This window comes from Streptomyces sp. NPDC004266 (assembly GCF_042874095.1).
Taxonomy (GTDB): domain Bacteria; phylum Actinomycetota; class Actinomycetes; order Streptomycetales; family Streptomycetaceae; genus Streptomyces.
Window position 1 is genome coordinate 100,013 of the sequence record NZ_JBIAMM010000015.1, and the last position, 21,027, is coordinate 121,039.

The following is a 21,027-nucleotide window of genomic DNA, read 5'->3' on the forward strand; positions in this document are numbered from 1 at the left end:
GCCCCGTCGGGGCCGGCGGGGGCCCGGCGCCGCCCGAGCGATCAGCGTGCGGCGGCCCGGCGCAGGGGTTCGGTCGCGCCGCTCGCGGTCCTCGGTGTGAGCCGGTCGAGCTCGGCCGGCCCGTCACCCAGCGGCAGGGGGAGCGAGTCGGAGCTCGGCCGACGGCCTCCCCGGCCCTCGCCGAGCACCTGCCAGCCCGCCCCGGTCAGGGTGATGTACGCGCCGCAGCGGAGCCCGTGCAACGTGCAGGCGTCCCGAAGCCCCCACATCCAGGCCCCGTCCTCCTCCGTCCAGCGCTCGTCGCCCTCCCGGCAGTACAGCAGGACCGCGGTCCGCACGGGCGCGCGTCTGCGCAGGTCGTGCGGGATGACCCGCCGCAGATGCGCGAGGAGCGCGTTGCGGAACTCCCAGCCGTCCGCCGCGACGGGGCGTCGGACGAACGAGGCACTGGCGGCGAGTCGCTCCTCGTGGTCCAGGACGGCGAGGACCGCCGTCGAGGGCTTGGGCGCGTGCCGTGAGTGGAGCCCGCTGACGACCTCACGAGGGTTGCGCAGCAGGGGGATTCCCGCCGCGGCCCACTCGGAGGGCTCGAGTATCCGGGCGAGGCGGCTGGCGGACTCGGACGACGATCTGAGCGAGGCGGCTGTGGGCGGAGCGAATCCGAGGGTCACGGTCCTCCCTTCGGATACGCGCCCGCTGGGCGGCGGGCAGGGTCGGGTGAGGGCGCACCACGGCACAGTCCTTCCGGACCGCTGACGGGCCGTGTGGGGCGGTTTCCCAATTCTTGCTGGCCCGTGCGCGAGCGGCAACGAGCAATTGAGACCGCTGACGGGAATGGGTTGGTATGCCACTCATATCCCTGCCCAGTTGCCCATTGTTCACTCCCCGTTTCCCCTCCTGTTTCACCCCTGGACGGCGAGCACCAGCGGGAACACCCCTTCCGCACCGGCCCGCCGCAGCAGCCGCGCGGCCACCGCCAACGTCCAGCCGGTGTCGGAGAGATCGTCCACCAGGAGAACCGGCCCGCCGGCGCCGGCCAGCCGCCCGGCCAGCTCCGGAGGAACCGTCAGCATCCGCTGCAGACCGACGACCCGCTGGGCGCTGTTGGTCCGCGAGAGCCGGAGCTCCTCCGCCTCCGGCGCGTACTCCACCGCGCCGAGGAGGGGCATCCTGCCGATCTCGGCGATCCGCTGCCCGAGCGAACCCACCAGACGCGGCTTGCGGTGCGAGGCGACCGTGACCACACCGGCGGGCCGGGCCGGCGCGTCCGGCGCACCGGAGGCCCACCCGCCGGGCCCCTTGGCCCAGTCCGCCAGCACGTGCACCACCGCCTGTACGACATCGTCCGGCACGGGCCCGTCCGGCGTGCCGTCGGCCAGCAGCGGACGCAGCCGGTTGCCCCAGCCGATGTCCGACAGCCGCCCCAGGGCCCGGCCGCCGAGGGACTGCTCCCCGGGCGGGATGCGCCCCTTCAGATCGACCCCGACCGCGGCGAGCCCGGTGGGCCACATCTTCCGCGGCTCGACCTCCACGCCGGGCCGCCCCAGCTCGCCCTTGGCCGCGTCCAGCGCCGCCTCGGACACCTTCGGATCGAACCGGCTCCCCGCGCAGTTGTCGCAGCGACCGCACGGAGCGGCCTCCTCGTCGTCCAACTGGCGCCGCAGGAACTCCATCCGGCACCCGGTGGCCGCCGCGTAGTCACGCATCGCCTGCTGCTCGGCCGCCCGCTGCCGCGCCACCCAGGCGTACCGCTCGGTGTCGTACACCCAGGGCTGCCCGGTGCTCTCCCAGCCGCCCTTCACCCGGCGCACCGCGCCGTCCACGTCCAGGACCTTGAGCATGGTCTCCAGCCGGGTCCTGCGCAGCTCGACCAGCGGTTCCAGGGCGGGCAGGGACAAGGGCCGGCCCGCCTGCGCGAGCACGTCGATCGTGCGGCGCACCTGCTCCTCGGGCGGAAAGGCCACCGAGGCGAAGTAGCGCCAGATCGCCTCGTCCTCCTGGCCGGGCAGCAGCAGCACCTCCGCGTGCTCCACCCCTCGCCCGGCGCGGCCGACCTGCTGGTAGTACGCGATGGGGGAGGACGGCGACCCGAGGTGCACCACGAAGCCCAGATCGGGTTTGTCGAACCCCATCCCGAGGGCCGAGGTCGCCACGAGCGCCTTGACCCGGTTGGCCTGGAGGTCGTCCTCCGCCTGCTGCCGGTCGGCGTTCTCCGTCCGACCGGTGTAGGAGGACACGACGTGCCCGCACTGGCGCAGATAGGCGGTGACCTCGTCGGCCGCGGCGACCGTCAGCGTGTAGATGATGCCGGAACCGGGCAGCTCGCCGAGGTGGTCGGCGAGCCAGGCCAGCCGGTGCGCCGCGTCCGGCAGTCGGACCACGCCCAGACTCAGGCTCTCCCGGTCGAGCGGCCCGCGCAGGACGAGGGCGTCCGTGCCCGCGCCCGTGCCGAGCTGCTCGGCCACGTCCGCGGTCACCCGCGCGTTCGCCGTCGCCGTCGTGGCCAGGACCGGGACACCGGAGGGCAGGTCCGCCAGCATCGTCCGCAGCCGGCGGTAGTCCGGCCGGAAGTCGTGGCCCCAGTCCGAGATGCAGTGCGCTTCGTCCACCACGAGCAGCCCGGTGGCGGCGGCCAGCCGGGGCAGCACCTGATCGCGGAAGTCGGGATTGTTGAGCCGCTCCGGGCTCACCAGGAGCACGTCCACCTCGCCGGAGGCCACTTCCTCCTGGACCGTCTCCCACTCCTCGGTGTTGGACGAGTTGATCGTCCGTGCGCGGATGCCCGCCCGGGCCGCCGCCTCCACCTGGTTGCGCATCAGCGCGAGCAGCGGGGAGACGATCACGGTGGGGCCGCTGCCGCGCTCGCGGAGCAGCGAGGTCGCGACGAAGTACACGGCCGACTTGCCCCACCCGGTCCGCTGCACGACCAGGGCCCGGCGCCGGTCGGCGACGAGCGCCTCGATCGCCCGCCACTGGTCCTCGCGCAGTCTGGCCCTGCCGGTCGGGTCGGAGACGAGACGGGCGAGCACGGCATCGGCGGAGGCTCGGAGGGCGGCGCGGTCTTCCAGCGGGGCTGCTTGGGTCATGCCTCCATGCAACCTGATGCCTCGGACATCGCGCGAATGAGACCTCGAACCTGTGGACAACCCGGCGGTCGGCAGATGCCCCGTTCCAGGAGTTATCCACAGGGGTTTCGGATTTCGGGAGATCACGAGACTGTCCTGACCATGAACGCGAATCACCACGAATCCAGTGGACCCTCCCGTACCCAGCAGATCACCCTGCGCGGCCCGGCGGAGCTGGCCGACGCCCTGCCGTTCGTGCTGGGCTTCCACCCCACCGACTCCGTCGTCCTGGTCGCCCTCCACGGCGAGCACGGCCGCTTCGGGGGCCGGGTCAGGCTCGGCATCCCGCGCTCGCCCCGGGAGTGGGCGTCCACCGCCGACCACCTGGCCGAGTGCCTGGTGGAGGGAGGAGCCCGAACCGGCTCCCGGCCGGACGGCATCGTCGTCTTCCTGTGTCAGGACCCCGAACCCGGCGAGACGGGTCGCAGGGTCATGGAGCGGCTGCGGCCGTTCGCACAGCGACTGCGGACCGCCTGTGGCGCCCTCGACATCCCCGTCTACGAGGCCCTCTGCATCACCGACGGGCTCTACTTCTCGTACTGCTGTCCCGACCAGCGCTGCTGTCCGCCCGACGGCACCCCGCTCGCCCTCAGCGGCACCTCGGTGATGGCGGCTGCCGCGACCTACGCCGGAGTGCAGGTACGGGGCTCCCTGCGGGACATGGAGGCCCGGCTGAAGCCCCGCGGCGGCCCCGGGGACGAGGAGCAGCGGGCCGCCCTCGACGCGGCCGCCGCCTCGATCGTCCCCCGGATCCTCGAAGGCGCCGAAGCACAGGGACGGGAAGAGGTACGCGAAACCACGCTGCGTCTCGCCCGACAGGTCCTGCGCCGGTTCGTGAATCCGAAGGGCCCGAACGGCACGGGGGGCCGGTCCGGTGCGGTGGGGGCGCGGGGCACGGCGCGCCCGGTGCGGCCGCTCGTGCCGGGACGAGCCGTCGGGGCCACGAACACGGCTGCGGACGACGACGCCGACGACGCCCTGGTCACGACCGACGAGGCGGCGGCCCTGGTCATCGGCCTCCAGGACCGGGTCACCCGGGACCGCGCCGCCGAGTGGATGGAGGGCTGGGAGGGGACCGCCGCCCTGCGGCTCTGGCGCGTCCTGGCACGGCGCTGCGTCACGCCCTACCAGGAGCACGCCGCCGCGCCCCTCACCCTCGCCGGCTGGACGGCCTGGTCCACGGGCGACGAGCCGACCGCCCGGGTGGCCCTGGGGCTCGCACTCGACGCCGACCCCGAGTACGTCTTCGCCCGACTGCTGCACCAGGCGTGCAACGAAGGACTGAACCCCGAGTCGCTCCGCTCCTGCCTGCGCAGCGAGCGGGATGCCCGGGCCGCCTCGGAGCAGAAGGATCCGTCGCCCTCCCGGCGGGTGCGGATGCGGGCCACCCGCAGGCCGGGCACCCCGCCGACCCTCAAGAAGCCGGGCCTGCCGGCCGGTGGTACCGGACGCCGGGCGACTGCCGGCGTCCGCCCCGGCGGGCCCGCGACGGGGAGGCCGGGGAGCGGGACTCCACGGCACGGTGGACAGCGCGGCTCCAGGAGCGGCCGATGACGACCGTGACCCGGCCGCCCGCGAGCGCGTTCAGCTCTCTGGCGGAGTCGTACGAACCGTCCCGCCGACAGCCTGCCGGCCGCCCGGTCCGCACAGAGAGCACTCCGTACCCGCCATGGCCCCCAGCCCAGCTCCGGCCCCCGGCCGCCCCGCCGGACCGCCCACCAGCCAGTCGTCCGGACACACGTCAGGCTCCGGCATCGCGTTGCCGCGTGCGACGCGCCCCGCGGAACTTCCCGCGGTGCACGGTGCGCTTCTCTGCGTGGCCCTGCCCGCCCTCGCCGTCTGCGCCGAGCACGGGCAGCTCACCGGCGAAGGACCCGAGGGGGTGTACGAGGCGGGGCGACGCCTCCTGTCCCGCTGCGTCCTGCGGGTGGCGGGTCGTGAACCCATCCCGCTCCAGGGCCGCATGGCGGCCTCCGACCGGGCGGTTTTCCTCGGCGCCCTGCGCCTCCCCGGCGACACCGGCCCCGACCCCGCCCTCACCGTCGAACGCGTCCGGAGCGCCGACGGAACCGAGCGGATCACGCTGCGCAGCGCCGCGACCCGGCCCCTCCGGCTCCCCGTGGAAGTCGCTCTGGGCACGGATCTCGCGGACCTGGGCACGGTGGCGTCCGGGAGAACCGCACCCGAACTCGCAGCGAGCGTCCACGGCACCGGACTGCGATGGACCGGCGACGGCCGATCCGTCGCCGTCACGGCGGACCCGCCGCCCATGGACTCCCTGGCGGTGGCGGGAGTGCTGCGCTGGGAAGCCGAACTGGCGCCCGGAGCGGCGTTCACGCTCCGTCTGCGGGTGCGAGGGGAGTCGGCCGCCCGCCCCACCGCCTCCCTGGGGGCGGGCTCCGGACGGCCCGGCGGCCACCTCCTGGCCGAGGCCCGAGCCGAGGGCGACGACCCGAGGCCGGGCGAACTGCTCCGCGCCTCCGTCGACGACCTGCGCGCCCTGCTCCAGCGCGACCCGGCCCACCCCGCGGACGTGTACCTCGCGGCCGGCGTCCCCTGGCGCTGCGGACCGGCCACCTCCGAGGCGCTCTGGGCGGCCCGCATGGTCCTGCCGCTCGGCACCCGGCTCGCCGCCACCACCCTGCGCGCCCTCGGGCGCACCCAACTCCCCGGCGACGGAGCGGAGTCCGGTCGCCTTCAAGGACCCCTCAGGGACGCGGGCCCGACCCTCCCGCCCCGCTGCACGGGCATCGAAGCCACCCTGGCCTTTCCGACCGTGCTCGCCGAGGCGCGCCGCTGGGGGCTCCCGACCGCGGACCTGGAGGAGCTGCTTCCCGTGGCGGAGCGCTGCCTCCACTGGCTCCTTCGTACGGCCGGCCGGAACGGGTTCGTGCCGGACCCGGGGCCCGCCGGGCCATGGCGAGCCGAGACCCAGGCGCACGCCCACCGTGCCGCCCTGCTCGGTGCCGATCTCCTCGACGACTGCGGGCGGCCCGGCGCAGACGCCCTGCGCGACGGGGCACGGACCCTGCGCGAGCGGTTCCGGCGCGAGTTCTGGCTCGACGATCCGGCGGGCGGCCGTCCCGCCGTCGCCCGGGCGCAGGACGGCCGGACCTGGCCCCAGATGGGCGGATGGGCCGCACACCTGCTCGACAGCGGGCTGTTGGGCGGTGGCCGGTACGCGCCGGGCCTCCTGGACCGGGCGGAGACGGAACAGGTGGCCAGGCTGCTCGGTACCCCGGCGCTCGACTCCGGTTGGGGGCTGCGGAGCCTCGGGATCAAGGAGTCGGGCCACAACCCCTTCGGCCACCGGGCCGGAGCGGTCAGGGTGCACGAGACGGCGGTCGCCGTGGCAGGTCTCGCCGCCGCCGGTCACGAGAAGGAGGCCGCCTCCCTCCTGCGGGGGCTGCTCGACGCGGCGGAGGCCTTCGCCCACCGGCTCCCGGAGATGTACGCGGGGGAGCAGCGGACGACGGGCGGGCGCCCGGTGCCCCACCCGGCGGCGTGCCGGCCGGCGGCCGTCGCGGCCGCCGGAGCGGTTCAGGGACTCCTCGTCCTCGCGGGCATCAGACCCGATGTGCCGGGCCGGTCCGTCTCGGTGCACCCGCTGGCCTCGGCCCCGCTCGGCGCGATCAGGCTGTCGGGGCTCGTGGTGGCCGGTGAGGCCTTCGCCGTGAGGGTCGGCAGGCTGGGGCTCGGTATGGTCGAGGAGGCCGCCGAGGGCCTTCAACTGGGGGTGTGACGGGATGCCGGGCGCAGAGACGCGGGAAGCCCCGCGGCGCGGTGAGGAAGCCGCGGCCGATGCTTTGGCGAGGCGTGTTTATCGTCAGGAAGACGACTATGATCGCGGCATGCCTCCCTACGACCCGTCGGCCTTTCCTCCCTTCGCCGTGACCGTCGACCTGGTCGTGCTCACCGTGCGACGCCACGCACTCTGCACCCTGGTCGTACGGCGAGGAGAGGCGCCGTATCAGGGGCGTTGGGCACTGCCCGGCGGTTTCGTGCGGGCCGAGGAGGACCTCGGGGCCGCGGCGGCGCGCGAGCTGGTCGAGGAGACCGGGCTCCGCGCCCACGACCCGGCCGCCCCGCCGCCCGTGCCGACCAACGGCGCGCACCTGGAGCAGCTGGCGACGTACGGGGCGCCCGACCGCGACCCGCGCATGCGGGTGGTGAGCGTCGCGCACCTGGCGCTGGCGCCGGACCTTCCCGCCCCGCGCGCGGGCGGCGACGCGAACAGCGCCCGCTGGGCGCCGGTCGAGGAGCTCCTCGGCGAGGACGAGGCCGCCGAGGACGGGGGGCCGGGGGCGCTCGCCTTCGACCACGCCCGGATCCTCGCGGACGGCGTGGAGCGCGCCCGATCCAAGATCGAGTACTCCTCCCTGGCCACGGCCTTCTGTCCGCCCGAGTTCACGGTCGGAGAACTGCGCCGCGTCTACGAGGCGGTCTGGGGCGTGTCCCTCGACCCGCGCAACTTCCACCGCAAGGTGACCGGCACGCCCGGCTTCCTGGTCCCGGCCGGAGGCACCACGACGCGTCAGGGAGGGCGTCCCGCGCAGCTCTTCAGGGCAGGTGGGGCCACTCTTCTCAACCCGCCGATGCTGCGCCCCGAGGTCTGAGAGCTGCGCGCGTCCGGCGCCCCTGGGCGCCAAACCTGCACGGAAAGTCCGAAATGTAGCGTTATCTTGCTGCGATAGCGCCGCCCTGCCGCGGAGCGGTGTCACCTACCGCGAGAGAAGCGATGCTCCAGGCAATCGGACTGACCAGCACTCCCCGCCGCGATCGCCCGCCCGCCGTGGACGATCTGACCTTCGAGGCCCGGCCGGGCGCCGTGACCGCCCTCCTCGGCCCCCGGGGGTCCGGCAAGACCACCGCCCTCCGGCTCATGCTCGAACTCGAGCCGGGCCGTGGAGTCACCTACTTCCGGGGTCGGCCGCTGCACCGCATCGCCCACCCGCCTCGCGAGGTCGGCGTGCTCCTCGGCGACGTCCCCGGGCACCCCTCCCGCACGCTCCGGGGGCAGCTGCGGATGCTCTGCGCCGCCACGGGAGTTCCCGCCGCGCGCGCCGACGAACTGGTGCGGACCGTGGGCCTCACCGGCCTGGAACGCCGGCGGATCGGCACCCTCCCGATCGGCGCGGACCGTCGACTCGGTCTCGCCGCGGCCCTGTTGGGCACCCCCCACACCCTGCTGCTCGACGAGCCGGCCGCGGGGCTCTCCGTACCCGAGCGCGCGTGGCTCCACGAGCTGCTGCGCGCACACGCCGCCGAGGGGGGAACCGTGCTGTACACCACGGAGGACCCCAAGGACGCGGCCGGCAACGCCGACCGCGTCGTCACCCTCGACGGCGGCCGGCTCGTCGCGGACCAGGACGCCGTCGAGTTCGCCCGAACCCGCCTGCGCCCCCGGGTCGTCGTCAGGACCCCGCACGCCGCGCGCTTGGCCGCGGCCGTCACCCAGGAGGCCAGAGCGGCCCGCCGTCCCGTCGAAGTGGTCGCCGAGGGCGGCAGTCGCCTCTCCGTCTACGGGAGCGACTGCGCGGCCGTCGGCGACACCGCCTTCCGGCACGGCGTACCGATCCACCGGCTCGCCGACGAGAGGGGAGGCGACGGCGGCGCCGGCACCGGTCGCGGCGGCGTCGCCGGGCAGGTGCGGAGCGTGCGGGAGGGCGAGGAGGCGGGAGCCCCCGGAACCCGTGCCGTCGCGTCGGAGGGCGCCGGGCAGCCGCCCGGTGACGCGGGCCGGGAGGTCCCGGGCGGGCGCCGAGGCGCCGCGCGGCGGCCCGCACGCTCACCCCTGCGTCCCCTGCGGTACGAGCTCCACCGCCTCCTGGGCGTGCCCTCCACTCCGCTCGTCGTGGCCGCCGTCCTGCTCGTCTCCGTGACGCTCGCCCTGCTCCTCGGCCGCGGCGGCCGAGCCGAGCTGCCCGCCGTGGTCGCCGGCTGGCCCCCGCTCTCCCCGCTGCCGCCCGCGGCCCTCGGGGCCGGGCTGCTCGGGGCCTTCTCCTTCGGCGAGGAGTACCGCTATCCCGCACTCACCACCGGGCGCGGGGCCGTCCCCCGCAGGCCGGGCCTGCTGCTCGCGAAGCTCGCCGTGGCCGCGGTCGTCGCCCTGGTGCTGGGGGCGCTCGTGGCGGGGGTCGACCTGGGGGCGCTGCGGTTCGTCTACGGCGCCGAGTTGGTTCCCGTACCACGGAACTGGCCCACTCTCTGCTCGAGTTGGCTGGGCCTGGTCGTCGGCTGCGCGTGGGCGGGGGTGCTCGGCGCCGGGGTGTTCCGGGCCGCCGCGGCCGGGGTGGCGGCGGTGCTGGCGGTGCCCGTCGCCTTCGTTCCGCTGTTGCAGAAGGTACTGACGGGGCCGTCGGTGCGATCGGCGGCCGGACTCCCGGCGCGGCTGCGCGAGTTCGCCGGACCGCAGTGGTCCCCGGCCCTGGACCGGTGGCTCGCGGGGGTGCTGCGAGTGGTCGGTCAGCCCGCGGGAGTGGCGCTCTCGTTGACGTTGACAGGGTTGCTCTGCGCCTATGTGTTCACGGGCCTTCGCCGTAAGGCCCGTTGGTGATCACTTGGTGACCGAAAGGCTCCGCTTCCCCGTCAACTACCTTGGAATATGTCGCAAATGTCCAATTAATCGTCAATTGTGTAGCGGGTGCCGATCACCCTTTCGTGTGCTTTTCACCAAAGACCTCAAGGGTCACGGAGGCAACGCCGACAAAGGATGCGTGAGTACCCTTGCGCACACCATGATGACCGCCGCCCGCCCCGTCGACTCCGGCCTCGGCGCCCCGGGCGATCTCGACCGCTACCCCTACCCGGAGGCGCCCGCCACCGGCCGCGTGAGCCCGCCCTCCTGGGAGGGAGTGGACACCGACCTGGGTCGAGTCGGCCGCCGGCCCGCCGGAAACCGGGGCCGCGGACTGCACGGGCAGCTCGTCCAGCAGCTCGGCCAGATGATCGTCTCCGGCGATCTCGGGGCCGACCGTCCGCTCGTCCCCGAGGAGATCGGCCAGCGGTTCGAGGTCTCGCGCACCGTCGTGCGCGAGTCGCTGCGCGTCCTGGAGGCGAAGGGACTCGTCAGCGCCCGCCCGAACGTCGGTACGCGGGTCAGGCCCGTCAGTGACTGGAACCTCCTCGACCCGGACATCATCGAATGGCGCGCCTTCGGCCCGCAGCGCGACGACCAGCGCCGCGAGCTGAACGAGCTGCGGTGGACGATCGAGCCCCTGGCCGCCCGCCTGGCCGCCGGACACGGCCGCGAGGACGTGCAGCAGCGCCTCGCCGACATGGTCGAGATCATGGGGCACGCGTTCGCCCAGGGCGACGGCATCACCTTCTCGCGGGCCGACACCGAGTTCCACTCCCTCCTGATCCAGCTGGCCGGGAACCGCATGCTGGAGCACCTGTCCGGCATCGTCGCCGCCGCCCTCCAGGTCTCCGGCGGCCCCGTCACCGGTTGCGACCGGCCGAGCGAGGCCTGCCTGGGCCACCACGCCCGGATCGTGGACGCGCTCGCCACCGGGGACGCCCACGGAGCCGAGAGCGCCATGCGGCAGCTGCTCACCGTCCACCCCGAGGTGGAGCGCGTCGTCCCCGCCCCTCGCGAACACTGACCCGCGGGCCGTGGTCGGGAGTGCGGAGGCGCGCGCACCGCGTGCCGCCGGGTTCCGGGCGCCACCTGGGGCCCGGCAGGGGATCCCCGGACGGCGCCCGGGTTCCGGCGGCGCGGAATGTGCGGGGATCATCCGCCCTGGCCGTTTCGTCGCAAATGGGGTGTGACTCGGGCCACGAAGATTGGGCGTAACACTCCTCCGAGCCGTGCGATGACCTAAGAGGTGACAGCCGAGGAAGGAATACAGCAGCCGACGGAGGCGCTGTGCAGTTCCCCGGCCCAGCCCGCGCCGTCGACACATTCCCCGTCGACGGTCGTCGGCTCCAGCCCGATCCAGGGCGGGGCCGGAAGCCGTTTCCATCGTTCCGAGAGGTTGTTCGTGTCGGCCAGCACATCCCGTACGCTCCCGCCGGAGATCGCCGAGTCCGAGTCTGTGATGGCGCTCATCGAGCGGGGAAAGGCTGATGGGCAGATCGCCGGCGATGACGTGCGTCGGGCCTTCGAAGCCGACCAGATTCCGCCAACCCAGTGGAAGAATGTTCTGCGCAGCCTCAATCAGATCCTCGAGGAAGAGGGTGTGACGCTGATGGTCAGTGCAGCGGAGTCGCCGAAGCGCGCCCGCAAGAGCGTCGCAGCGAAGAGCCCGGCCAAGCGCACCGCCACCAAGACCGTCACTGCCAGGACGACCGTGACGAAGAGCACCGTCTCGGCCTCCACGGCCCCCACGGCCGAGGGCGCCGACCCGGCCGACGAGGCCGGATCCCCCGCCAAGAAGGCGGCCGCGAAGAAGACCGTCGCCAAGAAGGCGGTCGCCAAGAAGACCGTCGCCAAGAAGACGGCGGCCAAGAAGACCACGTCCAAGAAGGACGCCGACGAGCTCATCGAGGGCGAGGAGCTCCTCGAGGACGTCGCGCCCGGCAAGGGCGAGGACGAGGAGACCGAGGGCGAGAGCAAGGGCTTCGTCCTGTCCGACGAGGACGAGGACGACGCTCCGGCGCAGCAGGTCGCCGTCGCCGGCGCCACCGCCGACCCGGTCAAGGACTACCTCAAGCAGATCGGCAAGGTCCCGCTGCTCAACGCCGAGCAGGAGGTCGAGCTCGCCAAGCGCATCGAGGCCGGTCTGTTCGCCGAGGACAAGCTGGCGAACTCGGACAAGCTGGCTCCGAAGCTCAAGCGCGAGCTGGAGATCATCGCCGAGGACGGCCGCCGGGCCAAGAACCACCTCCTGGAGGCCAACCTCCGTCTGGTGGTCTCGCTGGCCAAGCGCTACACCGGCCGCGGCATGCTCTTCCTGGACCTGATCCAGGAAGGCAACCTGGGTCTGATCCGCGCCGTCGAGAAGTTCGACTACACCAAGGGCTACAAGTTCTCCACGTACGCCACCTGGTGGATCCGTCAGGCGATCACCCGCGCCATGGCCGACCAGGCCCGCACCATCCGCATCCCGGTGCACATGGTCGAGGTCATCAACAAGCTCGCGCGCGTGCAGCGCCAGATGCTCCAGGACCTGGGCCGTGAGCCCACCCCGGAGGAGCTGGCCAAGGAGCTCGACATGACCCCCGAGAAGGTCATCGAGGTCCAGAAGTACGGCCGTGAGCCGATCTCCCTCCACACCCCGCTGGGTGAGGACGGCGACAGCGAGTTCGGCGACCTCATCGAGGACTCCGAGGCGGTCGTGCCGGCCGACGCGGTTAGCTTCACGCTGCTCCAGGAGCAGCTGCACTCCGTCCTCGACACCCTCTCCGAGCGTGAGGCGGGCGTCGTCTCCATGCGCTTCGGCCTCACCGACGGCCAGCCGAAGACGCTGGACGAGATCGGCAAGGTCTACGGCGTGACGCGGGAGCGGATCCGCCAGATCGAGTCGAAGACGATGTCGAAGCTCCGTCACCCGTCGCGCTCGCAGGTCCTGCGCGACTACCTCGACTGATCCGTACGAGGCGCGCGGCGACACACGGAAGGGCCCGGTTCCCCGAGAGGGGGAGCCGGGCCCTCCGGCTTTGCGCGGGTGCACGGTGGGGACGCGTGTTGGACGCTGGGTGAGCCGACATCACCCGAGAGTCAGGAGGCTCCATGCGTGGTTTCCTCACCCGAGCATTGACGGGCGCACTGGGCCTGGCCGCCGCGGCGGCGGGACAGCTCGCCACCGCCGGTCCCGTGGCCGCCGACAGCGTCGTGGTGGGCGGGCAGCCGGCCCGGATCGCGGAAGCGCCGTGGGTCGTGGCGCTGTCCAGCCGTGACCGGTTCGGGGGTACGCGGGCGGGTCAGTTCTGCGGGGGTGTGGTCGTCGCGCCGACCAAGGTGCTCACGGCGGCCCACTGCCTGGGCCGTGAGGTGCTCGGCGGGGAGCCCTGGGAGGTGCGCGACTTCGTGGTCATCGCCGGTCGCGCGGCGCTGCGCGGACAGGAGGGGACGGAGGTCCGGATCTCCGACACCTGGATCAACCCCGACTACGACCCGACGACCAACTCGGGTGATCTGGCCGTGCTGACGCTGGTGAGCGCGCTGCCGCAGTCGTACGTGATCGGCGTCGCCCGGTCGGGAGACGCGGCGTACGCGCCCGGGACGGAGGCGGACGTCTACGGCTGGGGCGACACGACAGGGAACGGGTCCTACGCCTCCGCGCTGCGGACGGCGCCCGTCCAGGTGCTGCCGGACACGGCGTGCGAGCGGGCGTATCCGGGCGGTTTCGGCGTCCACTACCAGCGCGGGACGATGCTGTGCGCCGGCGACCCGCAGGGCGGGAAGGACGCGTGCCAGGGGGACAGCGGAGGACCGCTGGTGGCCAAGGGGCTCCTCGTCGGCCTCGTGTCCTGGGGGAGCGGCTGCGGGCAGGCGGAGAACCCGGGCGTCTACACGCGGGTCTCCGCGGTCCTCCCGGCGCACTTCTGACGCCTCGGAGGACGGGCGCGGATGCGCCCTGAATTCGGAGGAGGGGGCAGAACGCCGATTCCGCCGGAGCAGGGGACGCCTATTCCGCCGGGGGCGGAAGGGCGTCGGGTACGAGAACGGGCGGTCACCCACGCGGAACGCGTGGCGCGACCGCCCGTCGTCCGGTCAGCGACCGGCCCTGGGCTCGTCGTGGATGGCGTCAGGCGTGGTCTTCGCCCATCGTGCGGGCCGGCACGTCCGTGAGCCGGTCCGTCTCATCCTGTATCTCAACGGCGATCTTCTTGAGTTCCGGCTCGAACTTGCGACCGTGGTGGGCGCAGAAGAGCAAGTCACCTCCGCTGGTCAGAACGACGCGCAGGTATGCCTGGGCGCCGCAGCGGTCGCAACGGTCAGCGGCCGTCAGGGGGCTCGCGGGGGTCAGAACAGTAGTCACGTCGCCTCTTCTCTAGCTCGACGAGCTGTCGTACCAGGGTCAACATCCAACCAGGCCGAAAACGTTCCCGCTCGTGCCTTTTCCTTGAAACTTCTTCCCAAGGCGGCTGTCTGCTGCCGGTTGGCGGCGAATGAGCCGTATTGCGTCGCTCTACGGATTTCGCGTTGCTTGTGTCGGTCAGCCCTCCCGGCCGGGTTGCCGGTTGTTCATGAGGACGTGCCCGGAGCCTAAATGGTTCATGCCTGGAAGGGAACGTGATGTTCACGTCACCCCATCGAGGGATCGAACATCCATGCGAGTCTGGACTAGCATGAGGAATCAGGGTGGGTGGCGTTACAACGGCTCTACCAGGCATCGGTACCCTCTGAGCGGTGACCGACGCCGGGCCTTACCCCACCGGGCCAGATTTCAAATTCAGCGAGGAGCGAACCGCGTGACCGCCGAGACGTCCGTGCCGTCCAGTGCGCTGCTGACCGCAGACCGTGACGGTTCCAATTACACCGCTCGGCACCTGCTCGTACTCGAAGGGCTCGAAGCGGTCCGCAAGCGCCCCGGCATGTACATCGGGTCCACCGACAGCCGCGGTCTGATGCACTGCATCTGGGAGATCATCGACAACTCGGTCGACGAGGCCCTCGGCGGCTACTGCGACCACATCGAGGTCATCCTCCACGACGACGGCTCCGTCGAGGTCCGGGACAACGGCCGGGGCATCCCGGTCGACGTCGAGCCGAAGACCGGTCTCTCCGGCGTCGAGGTCGTCATGACCAAGCTGCACGCCGGCGGAAAGTTCGGCGGCGGGTCGTACGCGGCCTCCGGTGGTCTGCACGGCGTCGGCGCCTCCGTCGTCAACGCCCTGTCGGCCCGCCTCGACGTCGAGGTCGACCGGAACAGCGCGACCCACTCGATCTCCTTCCGTCGTGGCGTCCCCGGCATCTTCACCGAGCCGGGCCCCGACAGCCCCTTCGACCCGGCCAACGGCCTCGTCAAGGGCAAGCGCGTCCCCAAGACCCGCACCGGCACGCGCGTCCGCTACTGGGCGGACCGGCAGATCTTCCTCAAGGACGCCAAGCTCTCCCTGGAGACGCTCCACCAGCGCGCCCGGCAGACCGCCTTCCTCGTCCCGGGCCTCACCATCGTCGTCCGCGACGAGCGGGACCTGGCCGGCGTCGGCAAGAGCGAGGAGACCTTCCGCTTCGACGGCGGCATCAGCGAGTTCTGCGAGTACCTCGCCCAGGACAAGGCCGTCTGCGACATCCAGCGCCTCACCGGACAGGGCACCTTCAAGGAGACCGTCCCGGTCCTCGACGAGCGCGGCCACATGACCCCGACCGAGGTCACCCGCGAGCTCGCCGTCGACGTCGCCCTGCGCTGGGGCACCGGCTACGACACCACGGTCAAGTCCTTCGTCAACATCATCGCCACCCCCAAGGGCGGCACCCACGTCTCGGGCTTCGAGCAGGCCGTCACCAAGACGGTGAACGAGGTCCTGCGCTCGGCCAAGATGCTGCGTGTCGCCGAGGACGACATCGTCAAGGACGACGCTCTGGAGGGACTCACGGCCGTCGTGACGGTCCGCCTCGCCGAGCCGCAGTTCGAGGGGCAGACCAAAGAGGTCCTCGGTACCTCCGCCGCCCGCCGGATCGTGGCGAACGTGGTGGCCAAGGAGCTCAAGGCCTTCCTCACCTCCACCAAGCGGGACGCCAAGGCGCAGGCCCGCGCCGTGCTCGAGAAGGCCGTCGCCGCGGCGCGGACCCGGATCGCGGCCCGGCAGCACAAGGAGGCGCAGCGCAGGAAGACCGCGCTCGAGTCCTCCTCGCTGCCGGCCAAGCTCGCGGACTGCCGCAGTGACGACGTGGAGCGCAGCGAGCTCTTCATCGTCGAGGGGGACTCGGCCCTCGGTACGGCCAAGCTCGCCCGGAACAGCGAGTTCCAGGCCCTGCTGCCGATCCGCGGAAAGATCCTCAACGTCCAGAAGTCGTCCGTCTCGGACATGCTGAAGAACGCCGAGTGCGGCGCGATCATCCAGGTCATAGGAGCGGGCTCGGGCCGCACCTTCGACATCGACGCCGCCCGGTACGGCAAGGTCATCATGATGACCGACGCCGACGTCGACGGCTCCCACATCCGCACCCTGCTGCTCACGCTCTTCCAGCGCTACATGCGGCCCATGGTCGAGCAGGGCCGGGTCTTCGCCGCGGTGCCGCCGCTGCACCGGATCGAGCTCGTCCAGCCCAAGAGGGGCCAGGACAAGTACGTCTACACGTACTCGGACAACGAGCTGCGGCAGACCCTGCTGGAGTTCCAGCGCAAGGGGGTCCGCTACAAGGACGCCATCCAGCGCTACAAGGGTCTGGGCGAGATGGACGCCGACCAGCTCGCGGAGACCACGATGGATCCGCGCCACCGCACCCTGCGCCGGATCAACATCGGCGACCTGGACGCGGCGGAGCAGGTCTTCGACCTCCTCATGGGCAACGACGTGGCACCCCGCAAGGAGTTCATCACCGGCTCGGCGGCGACGCTCGACCGCTCGCGCATCGACGCCTGAGCCTCTCCACCCGTGGGTGGAGCCACACGCTCCACCCACGGGCCGATCACAGCGGCGCCTACTCTCCGTAGCATCGAAGTGTCGGAGGGAGACGGACATGATCGGGAAGCGCGACCCAGGACTCGCGAGCGCGAGTACGGGTACGAGTACGGGCGAACAGATCGGCGAGAGGCGGCCGCGCGGCGCTTCCTGGCGCTCCTGGCCCTCGCGGGAGGCGCTCACCCGCGTCGGTGTGCCCCGGGGACGGATCGTCCTCGACCACACCATGATCGCGGGCCTGAGCGTCCTGGTGGTGAGCGGCTGCTACACCTCGGGCGCGTTCGACGGCTGGTACGCGCTCTTGCCTCCGCTGGGGTTCGGGCTGTGTGTGGCCGCGGCGCTGCGGTATCACCACACGACCCTGGACCATCGTCTGGCGGCCTCGCTGGGACTGCTCGCCGGGATCGCGCTCTGCGGCCTCGGTGCCTATGCGGCAGGCGCTCCGACGCCCGCGACGGTGATCTGGATCGTCGTCTCGATCATGGCGATGGAGAGACTGCCCCTCCCCGTGGGACTGGCCACCGTGGTGGTCCTCGTGGCCGGGTTCGTGGAGGCCGACGAGACGGGGATCGTCGGGGCCGGTCTCACCACGGCGGCCGTGCTGCTCGCCGGCTACTCGCTCCGGCTGGACGCCGAGGCACGGGGGGCCGGGTTCCAGCTGCTCGCCCAGGAGCGGCTCGCCCGGGAGGCGGAGGCCGCCTCGGCGGCGCTCGCCGAACGGGCCAGGATCGCCCGGGAGATACATGACGTGCTCGCGCACAGCCTCTCCGCCCAGATGGTGCACCTGGAGGTCGCACGGCTCCAGATCGAGGCCGGAGCGGACCGCTCGGAGATCCTCAAGCTCGTGACCTCGGCCCGTTCCATGGCCAGAGAGGGACTCGCCGAGACCCGTCACGCACTCTCGGCCCTGCGCGGCGACATGGCGCCGGTCGAGGACTATCTGCGGGAGCTGGCGCGGGAGGACCGGGCCGAGGTCGATGTCACCGGCGAGCGCCGGGACCTGCCCGCCGAGGCCTCGCAGGCGGTGCGGCGGGTCGCACAGGAGGCCCTCACCAATATCCGCAAGCACGCGCCGGGCGCCCGGACCAGGATCCGGTTCTCCTACGGGACGGGCGAGGTCTCCCTGGAGATACGCGACTCCGGGCCGCCCCGGACGGTCGACGGGGCGCCGGTGGCGGAGGAGCTCGGGGCCTCCGGCTCCGGATACGGACTGCTCGGCATGAGGGAGCGGGCCGAGCTGCTCGGCGGCAGCCTGGACGCGGGGCACGAGGGACCGGGATTCACGGTGCGGCTGCGGGTGCCGGCGTGAGCGCCGCGAACGGCGACCGGGTCGCACGAGTCGTCGTCGCCGACGACCAGGCCGTCGTGCGGGAGGGGATCGTGATGCTGCTGGGTCTGCTTCCCGGGATCGAGGTCGTCGGGTCGGCCCGGGACGGGGAAGAGGCGGTCGCGCTCACGGCCGAGCTCGCTCCCGACGTCGTCCTGATGGATCTGCGGATGCCCCGCTGCGACGGCGTCGAGGCCACCCGTCGGATTCGCGACCGGCACCCCGGGACGGAGGTCGTCGTGCTCACCACCTACGCCGACGACGACTCGCTGTTCCCGGCGCTGCGGGCCGGGGCGCGGGGTTACCTCACCAAGGACGCCGGCGGGGAGGAGATCGCGCGGGCCGTGCGGGACGTGATCGACGGGCGGGCCGGGCTCTCGCCCTCCGTACAGCGGCGACTCCTGGAGCGGCTGATCGACCGGGAGGCCAGGGACGACCGGGAGGCCAGGGACGACCGGGAGGCCAGGGACGACAGGGAGGACGGGGGCGACAGGGAGGACGGGGGCGACAGGGAGGACGGGGAAGACCGGGAGGGCCGCAGTGGTCGGGAGGGGCAGGGCGAACGGGGCGGGCGGACTGGTCCCGGGACCGGATCCGGGGCGTGGTCGGCGATGGACGGGGGCCCTGGGGTGGCGCCGGGGGCGGGCGGCTCGTCCGGGCCGTACGCCGACGGTCTGACCGAGCGGGAGACGGAAGTGCTCGCGCTGGTCGCGGACGGGCTGTCCAACGCGGAGATCGCGGGGCGGCTGCGGATCTCCACGGCCACGGTGAAGACCCATATCAACAACCTCTTCGCCAAGACCGGGGTGCGCGACCGTGCCCAGGCCGTGCGGTACGCATATCAGCACGGTCTGGTCAGGGCGCCTGGGAGAAGAGTCACCTGATGGGGTGAAGAGAGGGGGGAGAAGAGTCCGGGATGTTCCCGCTCTGTCCATCCTTGGGCACGCGGCCGAAACGGTTCGCTGACAAGGAGAGTTGGTCGGTGGAGCAGGTGGACAGGCAAGAGGGGCGCGACGCTACGGCGATGGCGGTCGACGACCCCTGGTACGACGCGACGGCTTCCGGTGGGAGCGGCGAGGCGGCGGCCGGGGCGGCCGGCGACGGACGCCCCGACGCGGTGCCGAGGCAGCGGGTCCACAGCGCGGCGGAGATCTACCTGGAAGTCCAGCGGAGTCCCGCCTTCCAGGAAGTGCGTGGCCGCTACCGCCGGTTCGTCTTCCCTGCCACCCTGGCGTTCCTCCTGTGGTACCTCGCCTATGTGGTCGCGGCGACCGTCGCACCCGGGCTGATGGCGCGGCCGGTGGCCGGAGCGGTCAACGTCGCGATGGTCGCGGGGCTCGGGCAGTTCCTCACCACCTTCCTGTTGACCTGGGCGTACGCGCGTCATGCACGGCTGCGCAGGGACCGGGCCGCGCTGGAACTGCGCTGGGACACCCAGGAGATGACCCGAGGGGTGGTGCAGCCGTGACCGGAAGCCATCAGAGCCTGGCGCTCGTGCTGTTCAGCGTGTTCGTCGCCGTGACGCTGGGGATCACCACCTGGGTGGGCCGCCACCGGCGCGGTTCGGCGGAGGAGTTCTACGCCGGAGGGCGACTGTTCTCCCCTCTGGAGAACGGGTTCGCCATCGCCGGGGACTACATGTCCGCGGCCTCCTTCCTGGGCATCTCCGGGCTGATCGCGCTCTACGGCTACGACGGCATGCTGTACTCCGTCGGCTTCCTCGTCGCCTGGCTGCTCGTGCTCCTGCTGGTCGCCGAACTGGTGCGCAACTGCGGGCGGTTCACACTGGCCGACGTCGTCGCCGCGCGGATGGCGGAGCGGCCGGTGCGGATCGCCGCCGGAACGTCCTCGGTGGCCGTCTCCGTGCTCTACCTCGTGGCCCAGATGGTGGGTGCGGGGAGCCTGGTGGCGCTGCTGCTCGGCGGTTCCAGCGAGGCCGCGCGCTCGTGGACGGTGATCGGTGTGGGCGCGCTGATGGTGATCTACGTGACGCTCGGCGGCATGCGGGCCACCACGTGGATCCAGATCGTCAAGGCGGTCCTGCTCATGGCGGGCACGGTCGCGCTCACCGTCCTCGTCCTGCTCCGGTTCCACGGCGACGTGAACAGCCTGCTCTCCACCGCGGCCGAGCGCAGCGGGCACGGTGCGGGCTTCCTCGCGCCCGGGCTGCGCTACGGCGGGGACTGGACGGCCCGCCTCGACTTCATCAGCCTCGGGCTCGCCCTCGTCCTGGGCACGGCGGGGCTGCCGCACATCCTGTCGCGCTTCTACACCGTGCCGACCGCCCGCGCCGCCCGTCGCTCCGTCGTCTGGTCCATCGGGCTCATCGGCAGCTTCTACCTGATGACCATCGTGCTCGGCTTCGGGGCGGCCGCGCTGATCGGCCCCGACGAGGTCCGCGCGTCCAACGCCTCTGGGAACACCGCCGTGCCGCTGCTCGCCCTCGACCTCGGCGGCGGCGAGGGCTCCACCGGCGGCATCGTGCTCTTCGCGGTCGTCGCCGCCGTCGCCTTCGCGACCATCCTCGCCGTCGTCGCGGGGATCACGCTGGCCTCCTCGGCCTCCGTCGCCCACGACCTGTACGCCTCGCTGCGCCGTCGGCACGCGAAGCAGTACAGCGAGGTGGCCGTGGCCAGGGTCGCCGCCGCCGGGATCGGGGCGGCCGCCATCGGCCTCGGACTGCTCGCCCGCGACCTCAACGTGGCCTTCCTCGTCGGCCTGGCCTTCGCGGTCGCGGCCTCCGCCAATCTGCCGGTGCTGCTCTACTCGCTGTTCTGGCGGAAGTTCACCACCCGGGGCGCGGTCTGGTCGGTGTACGGCGGCCTGATCCCCGCGGTGCTGCTCGTCCTGGTCTCCCCGGTCGTCTCGGGCAGCCCGGAATCGCTGTTCCCGGGCGTCGACTTCCACCTCTTCCCGCTGCAGAACCCGGGCGTGGTCTCCGTCCCGCTCGGCTTCCTGGCCGGATGGATCGGTACGGTCACCTCGTCCGAGCCGCCCGACGAGGCCCGGCACGCGGAGACCGAGGTGCGCTCCCTGACGGGGGCGGGTGCCGTCTGACCG

General features: G+C 72.6%; 15 protein-coding genes. 12 read left to right on the forward strand and 3 right to left on the reverse strand.

Annotated elements, in window-relative coordinates; translation table 11 throughout:
• Window positions 1–41: 41 nt before the first annotated feature.
• Both ACFYUZ_RS30585 and ACFYUZ_RS30590 read right to left on the reverse strand, forming a co-directional pair.
• The gene (locus ACFYUZ_RS30585; protein WP_389314657.1) at window positions 42–671 is read right to left on the reverse strand and encodes a hypothetical protein; all 630 of its coding nucleotides are present in this window, start codon (window positions 669–671) and stop codon (window positions 42–44) included.
• A 231-nt stretch (window positions 672–902) separates the two neighbouring features.
• Window positions 903–3,086 (reverse strand): RecQ family ATP-dependent DNA helicase, encoded by a 2,184-nt coding sequence (locus tag ACFYUZ_RS30590; protein ID WP_389314659.1) that lies wholly within the window; start codon window positions 3,084–3,086, stop codon window positions 903–905.
• Window positions 3,087–3,227: 141 nt separating this feature from the next.
• On the opposite strand from ACFYUZ_RS30590, the gene ACFYUZ_RS30595 reads away from it, so the two are divergent.
• The 7 genes from ACFYUZ_RS30595 (at window position 3,228) to ACFYUZ_RS30625 (ending at window position 13,617) form a co-directional block, all read left to right on the forward strand.
• Window positions 3,228–4,679 (forward strand): DUF4192 domain-containing protein, encoded by a 1,452-nt coding sequence (locus tag ACFYUZ_RS30595; RefSeq protein ID WP_389314661.1) that lies wholly within the window; start codon window positions 3,228–3,230, stop codon window positions 4,677–4,679.
• 115 nt (window positions 4,680–4,794) lie between these two features.
• Window positions 4,795–6,867: a glycogen debranching N-terminal domain-containing protein gene (locus tag ACFYUZ_RS30600; RefSeq protein WP_389314663.1), complete on the forward strand. Its 2,073-nt coding sequence runs from the start codon at window positions 4,795–4,797 to the stop codon at window positions 6,865–6,867.
• A 109-nt stretch (window positions 6,868–6,976) separates the two neighbouring features.
• Window positions 6,977–7,741, forward strand: coding sequence for an NUDIX domain-containing protein (locus tag ACFYUZ_RS30605; protein ID WP_389314665.1), 765 nt, complete (start codon window positions 6,977–6,979; stop codon window positions 7,739–7,741).
• A gap of 122 nt (window positions 7,742–7,863) precedes the next feature.
• The gene (locus tag ACFYUZ_RS30610) at window positions 7,864–9,681 is read left to right on the forward strand and encodes an ATP-binding cassette domain-containing protein (RefSeq protein ID WP_389314667.1); all 1,818 of its coding nucleotides are present in this window, start codon (window positions 7,864–7,866) and stop codon (window positions 9,679–9,681) included.
• 160 nt (window positions 9,682–9,841) lie between these two features.
• Window positions 9,842–10,729, forward strand: coding sequence for a FadR/GntR family transcriptional regulator (locus ACFYUZ_RS30615; RefSeq protein WP_389314669.1), 888 nt, complete (start codon window positions 9,842–9,844; stop codon window positions 10,727–10,729).
• A 378-nt stretch (window positions 10,730–11,107) separates the two neighbouring features.
• A complete protein-coding gene (locus ACFYUZ_RS30620) occupies window positions 11,108–12,655 on the forward strand; it encodes an RNA polymerase sigma factor (RefSeq protein ID WP_389314671.1) in 1,548 nt (515 codons plus the stop codon).
• Between the two features lie 143 nt (window positions 12,656–12,798).
• Complete coding sequence (locus ACFYUZ_RS30625) at window positions 12,799–13,617, forward strand: S1 family serine peptidase (protein WP_389314673.1); 819 nt, start codon at window positions 12,799–12,801, stop codon at window positions 13,615–13,617.
• Between the two features lie 199 nt (window positions 13,618–13,816).
• On the opposite strand, the gene ACFYUZ_RS30630 is transcribed toward ACFYUZ_RS30625, so the two are convergent.
• The gene (locus tag ACFYUZ_RS30630; protein WP_030687247.1) at window positions 13,817–14,050 is read right to left on the reverse strand and encodes a hypothetical protein; all 234 of its coding nucleotides are present in this window, start codon (window positions 14,048–14,050) and stop codon (window positions 13,817–13,819) included.
• 433 nt (window positions 14,051–14,483) lie between these two features.
• On the opposite strand from ACFYUZ_RS30630, the gene ACFYUZ_RS30635 reads away from it, so the two are divergent.
• The 5 genes from ACFYUZ_RS30635 (at window position 14,484) to ACFYUZ_RS30655 (ending at window position 21,024) form a co-directional block, all read left to right on the forward strand.
• Window positions 14,484–16,601, forward strand: a complete 2,118-nt coding sequence (locus tag ACFYUZ_RS30635; RefSeq protein WP_389314676.1) for a type IIA DNA topoisomerase subunit B — start codon at window positions 14,484–14,486, stop codon at window positions 16,599–16,601.
• A 97-nt stretch (window positions 16,602–16,698) separates the two neighbouring features.
• Complete coding sequence (locus tag ACFYUZ_RS30640) at window positions 16,699–17,949, forward strand: sensor histidine kinase (protein WP_389314678.1); 1,251 nt, start codon at window positions 16,699–16,701, stop codon at window positions 17,947–17,949.
• 74 nt (window positions 17,950–18,023) lie between these two features.
• A complete protein-coding gene (locus tag ACFYUZ_RS30645) occupies window positions 18,024–18,851 on the forward strand; it encodes a response regulator (RefSeq protein WP_389314846.1) in 828 nt (275 codons plus the stop codon).
• Window positions 18,852–18,991: 140 nt separating this feature from the next.
• Window positions 18,992–19,435, forward strand: coding sequence for a DUF485 domain-containing protein (locus ACFYUZ_RS30650; RefSeq protein WP_389314680.1), 444 nt, complete (start codon window positions 18,992–18,994; stop codon window positions 19,433–19,435).
• Complete coding sequence (locus ACFYUZ_RS30655; RefSeq protein ID WP_389314682.1) at window positions 19,432–21,024, forward strand: cation acetate symporter; 1,593 nt, start codon at window positions 19,432–19,434, stop codon at window positions 21,022–21,024. The genes ACFYUZ_RS30650 and ACFYUZ_RS30655 overlap by 4 nt, the downstream gene beginning before the upstream one ends.
• The last annotated feature ends 3 nt before the right edge of the window (window positions 21,025–21,027 follow it).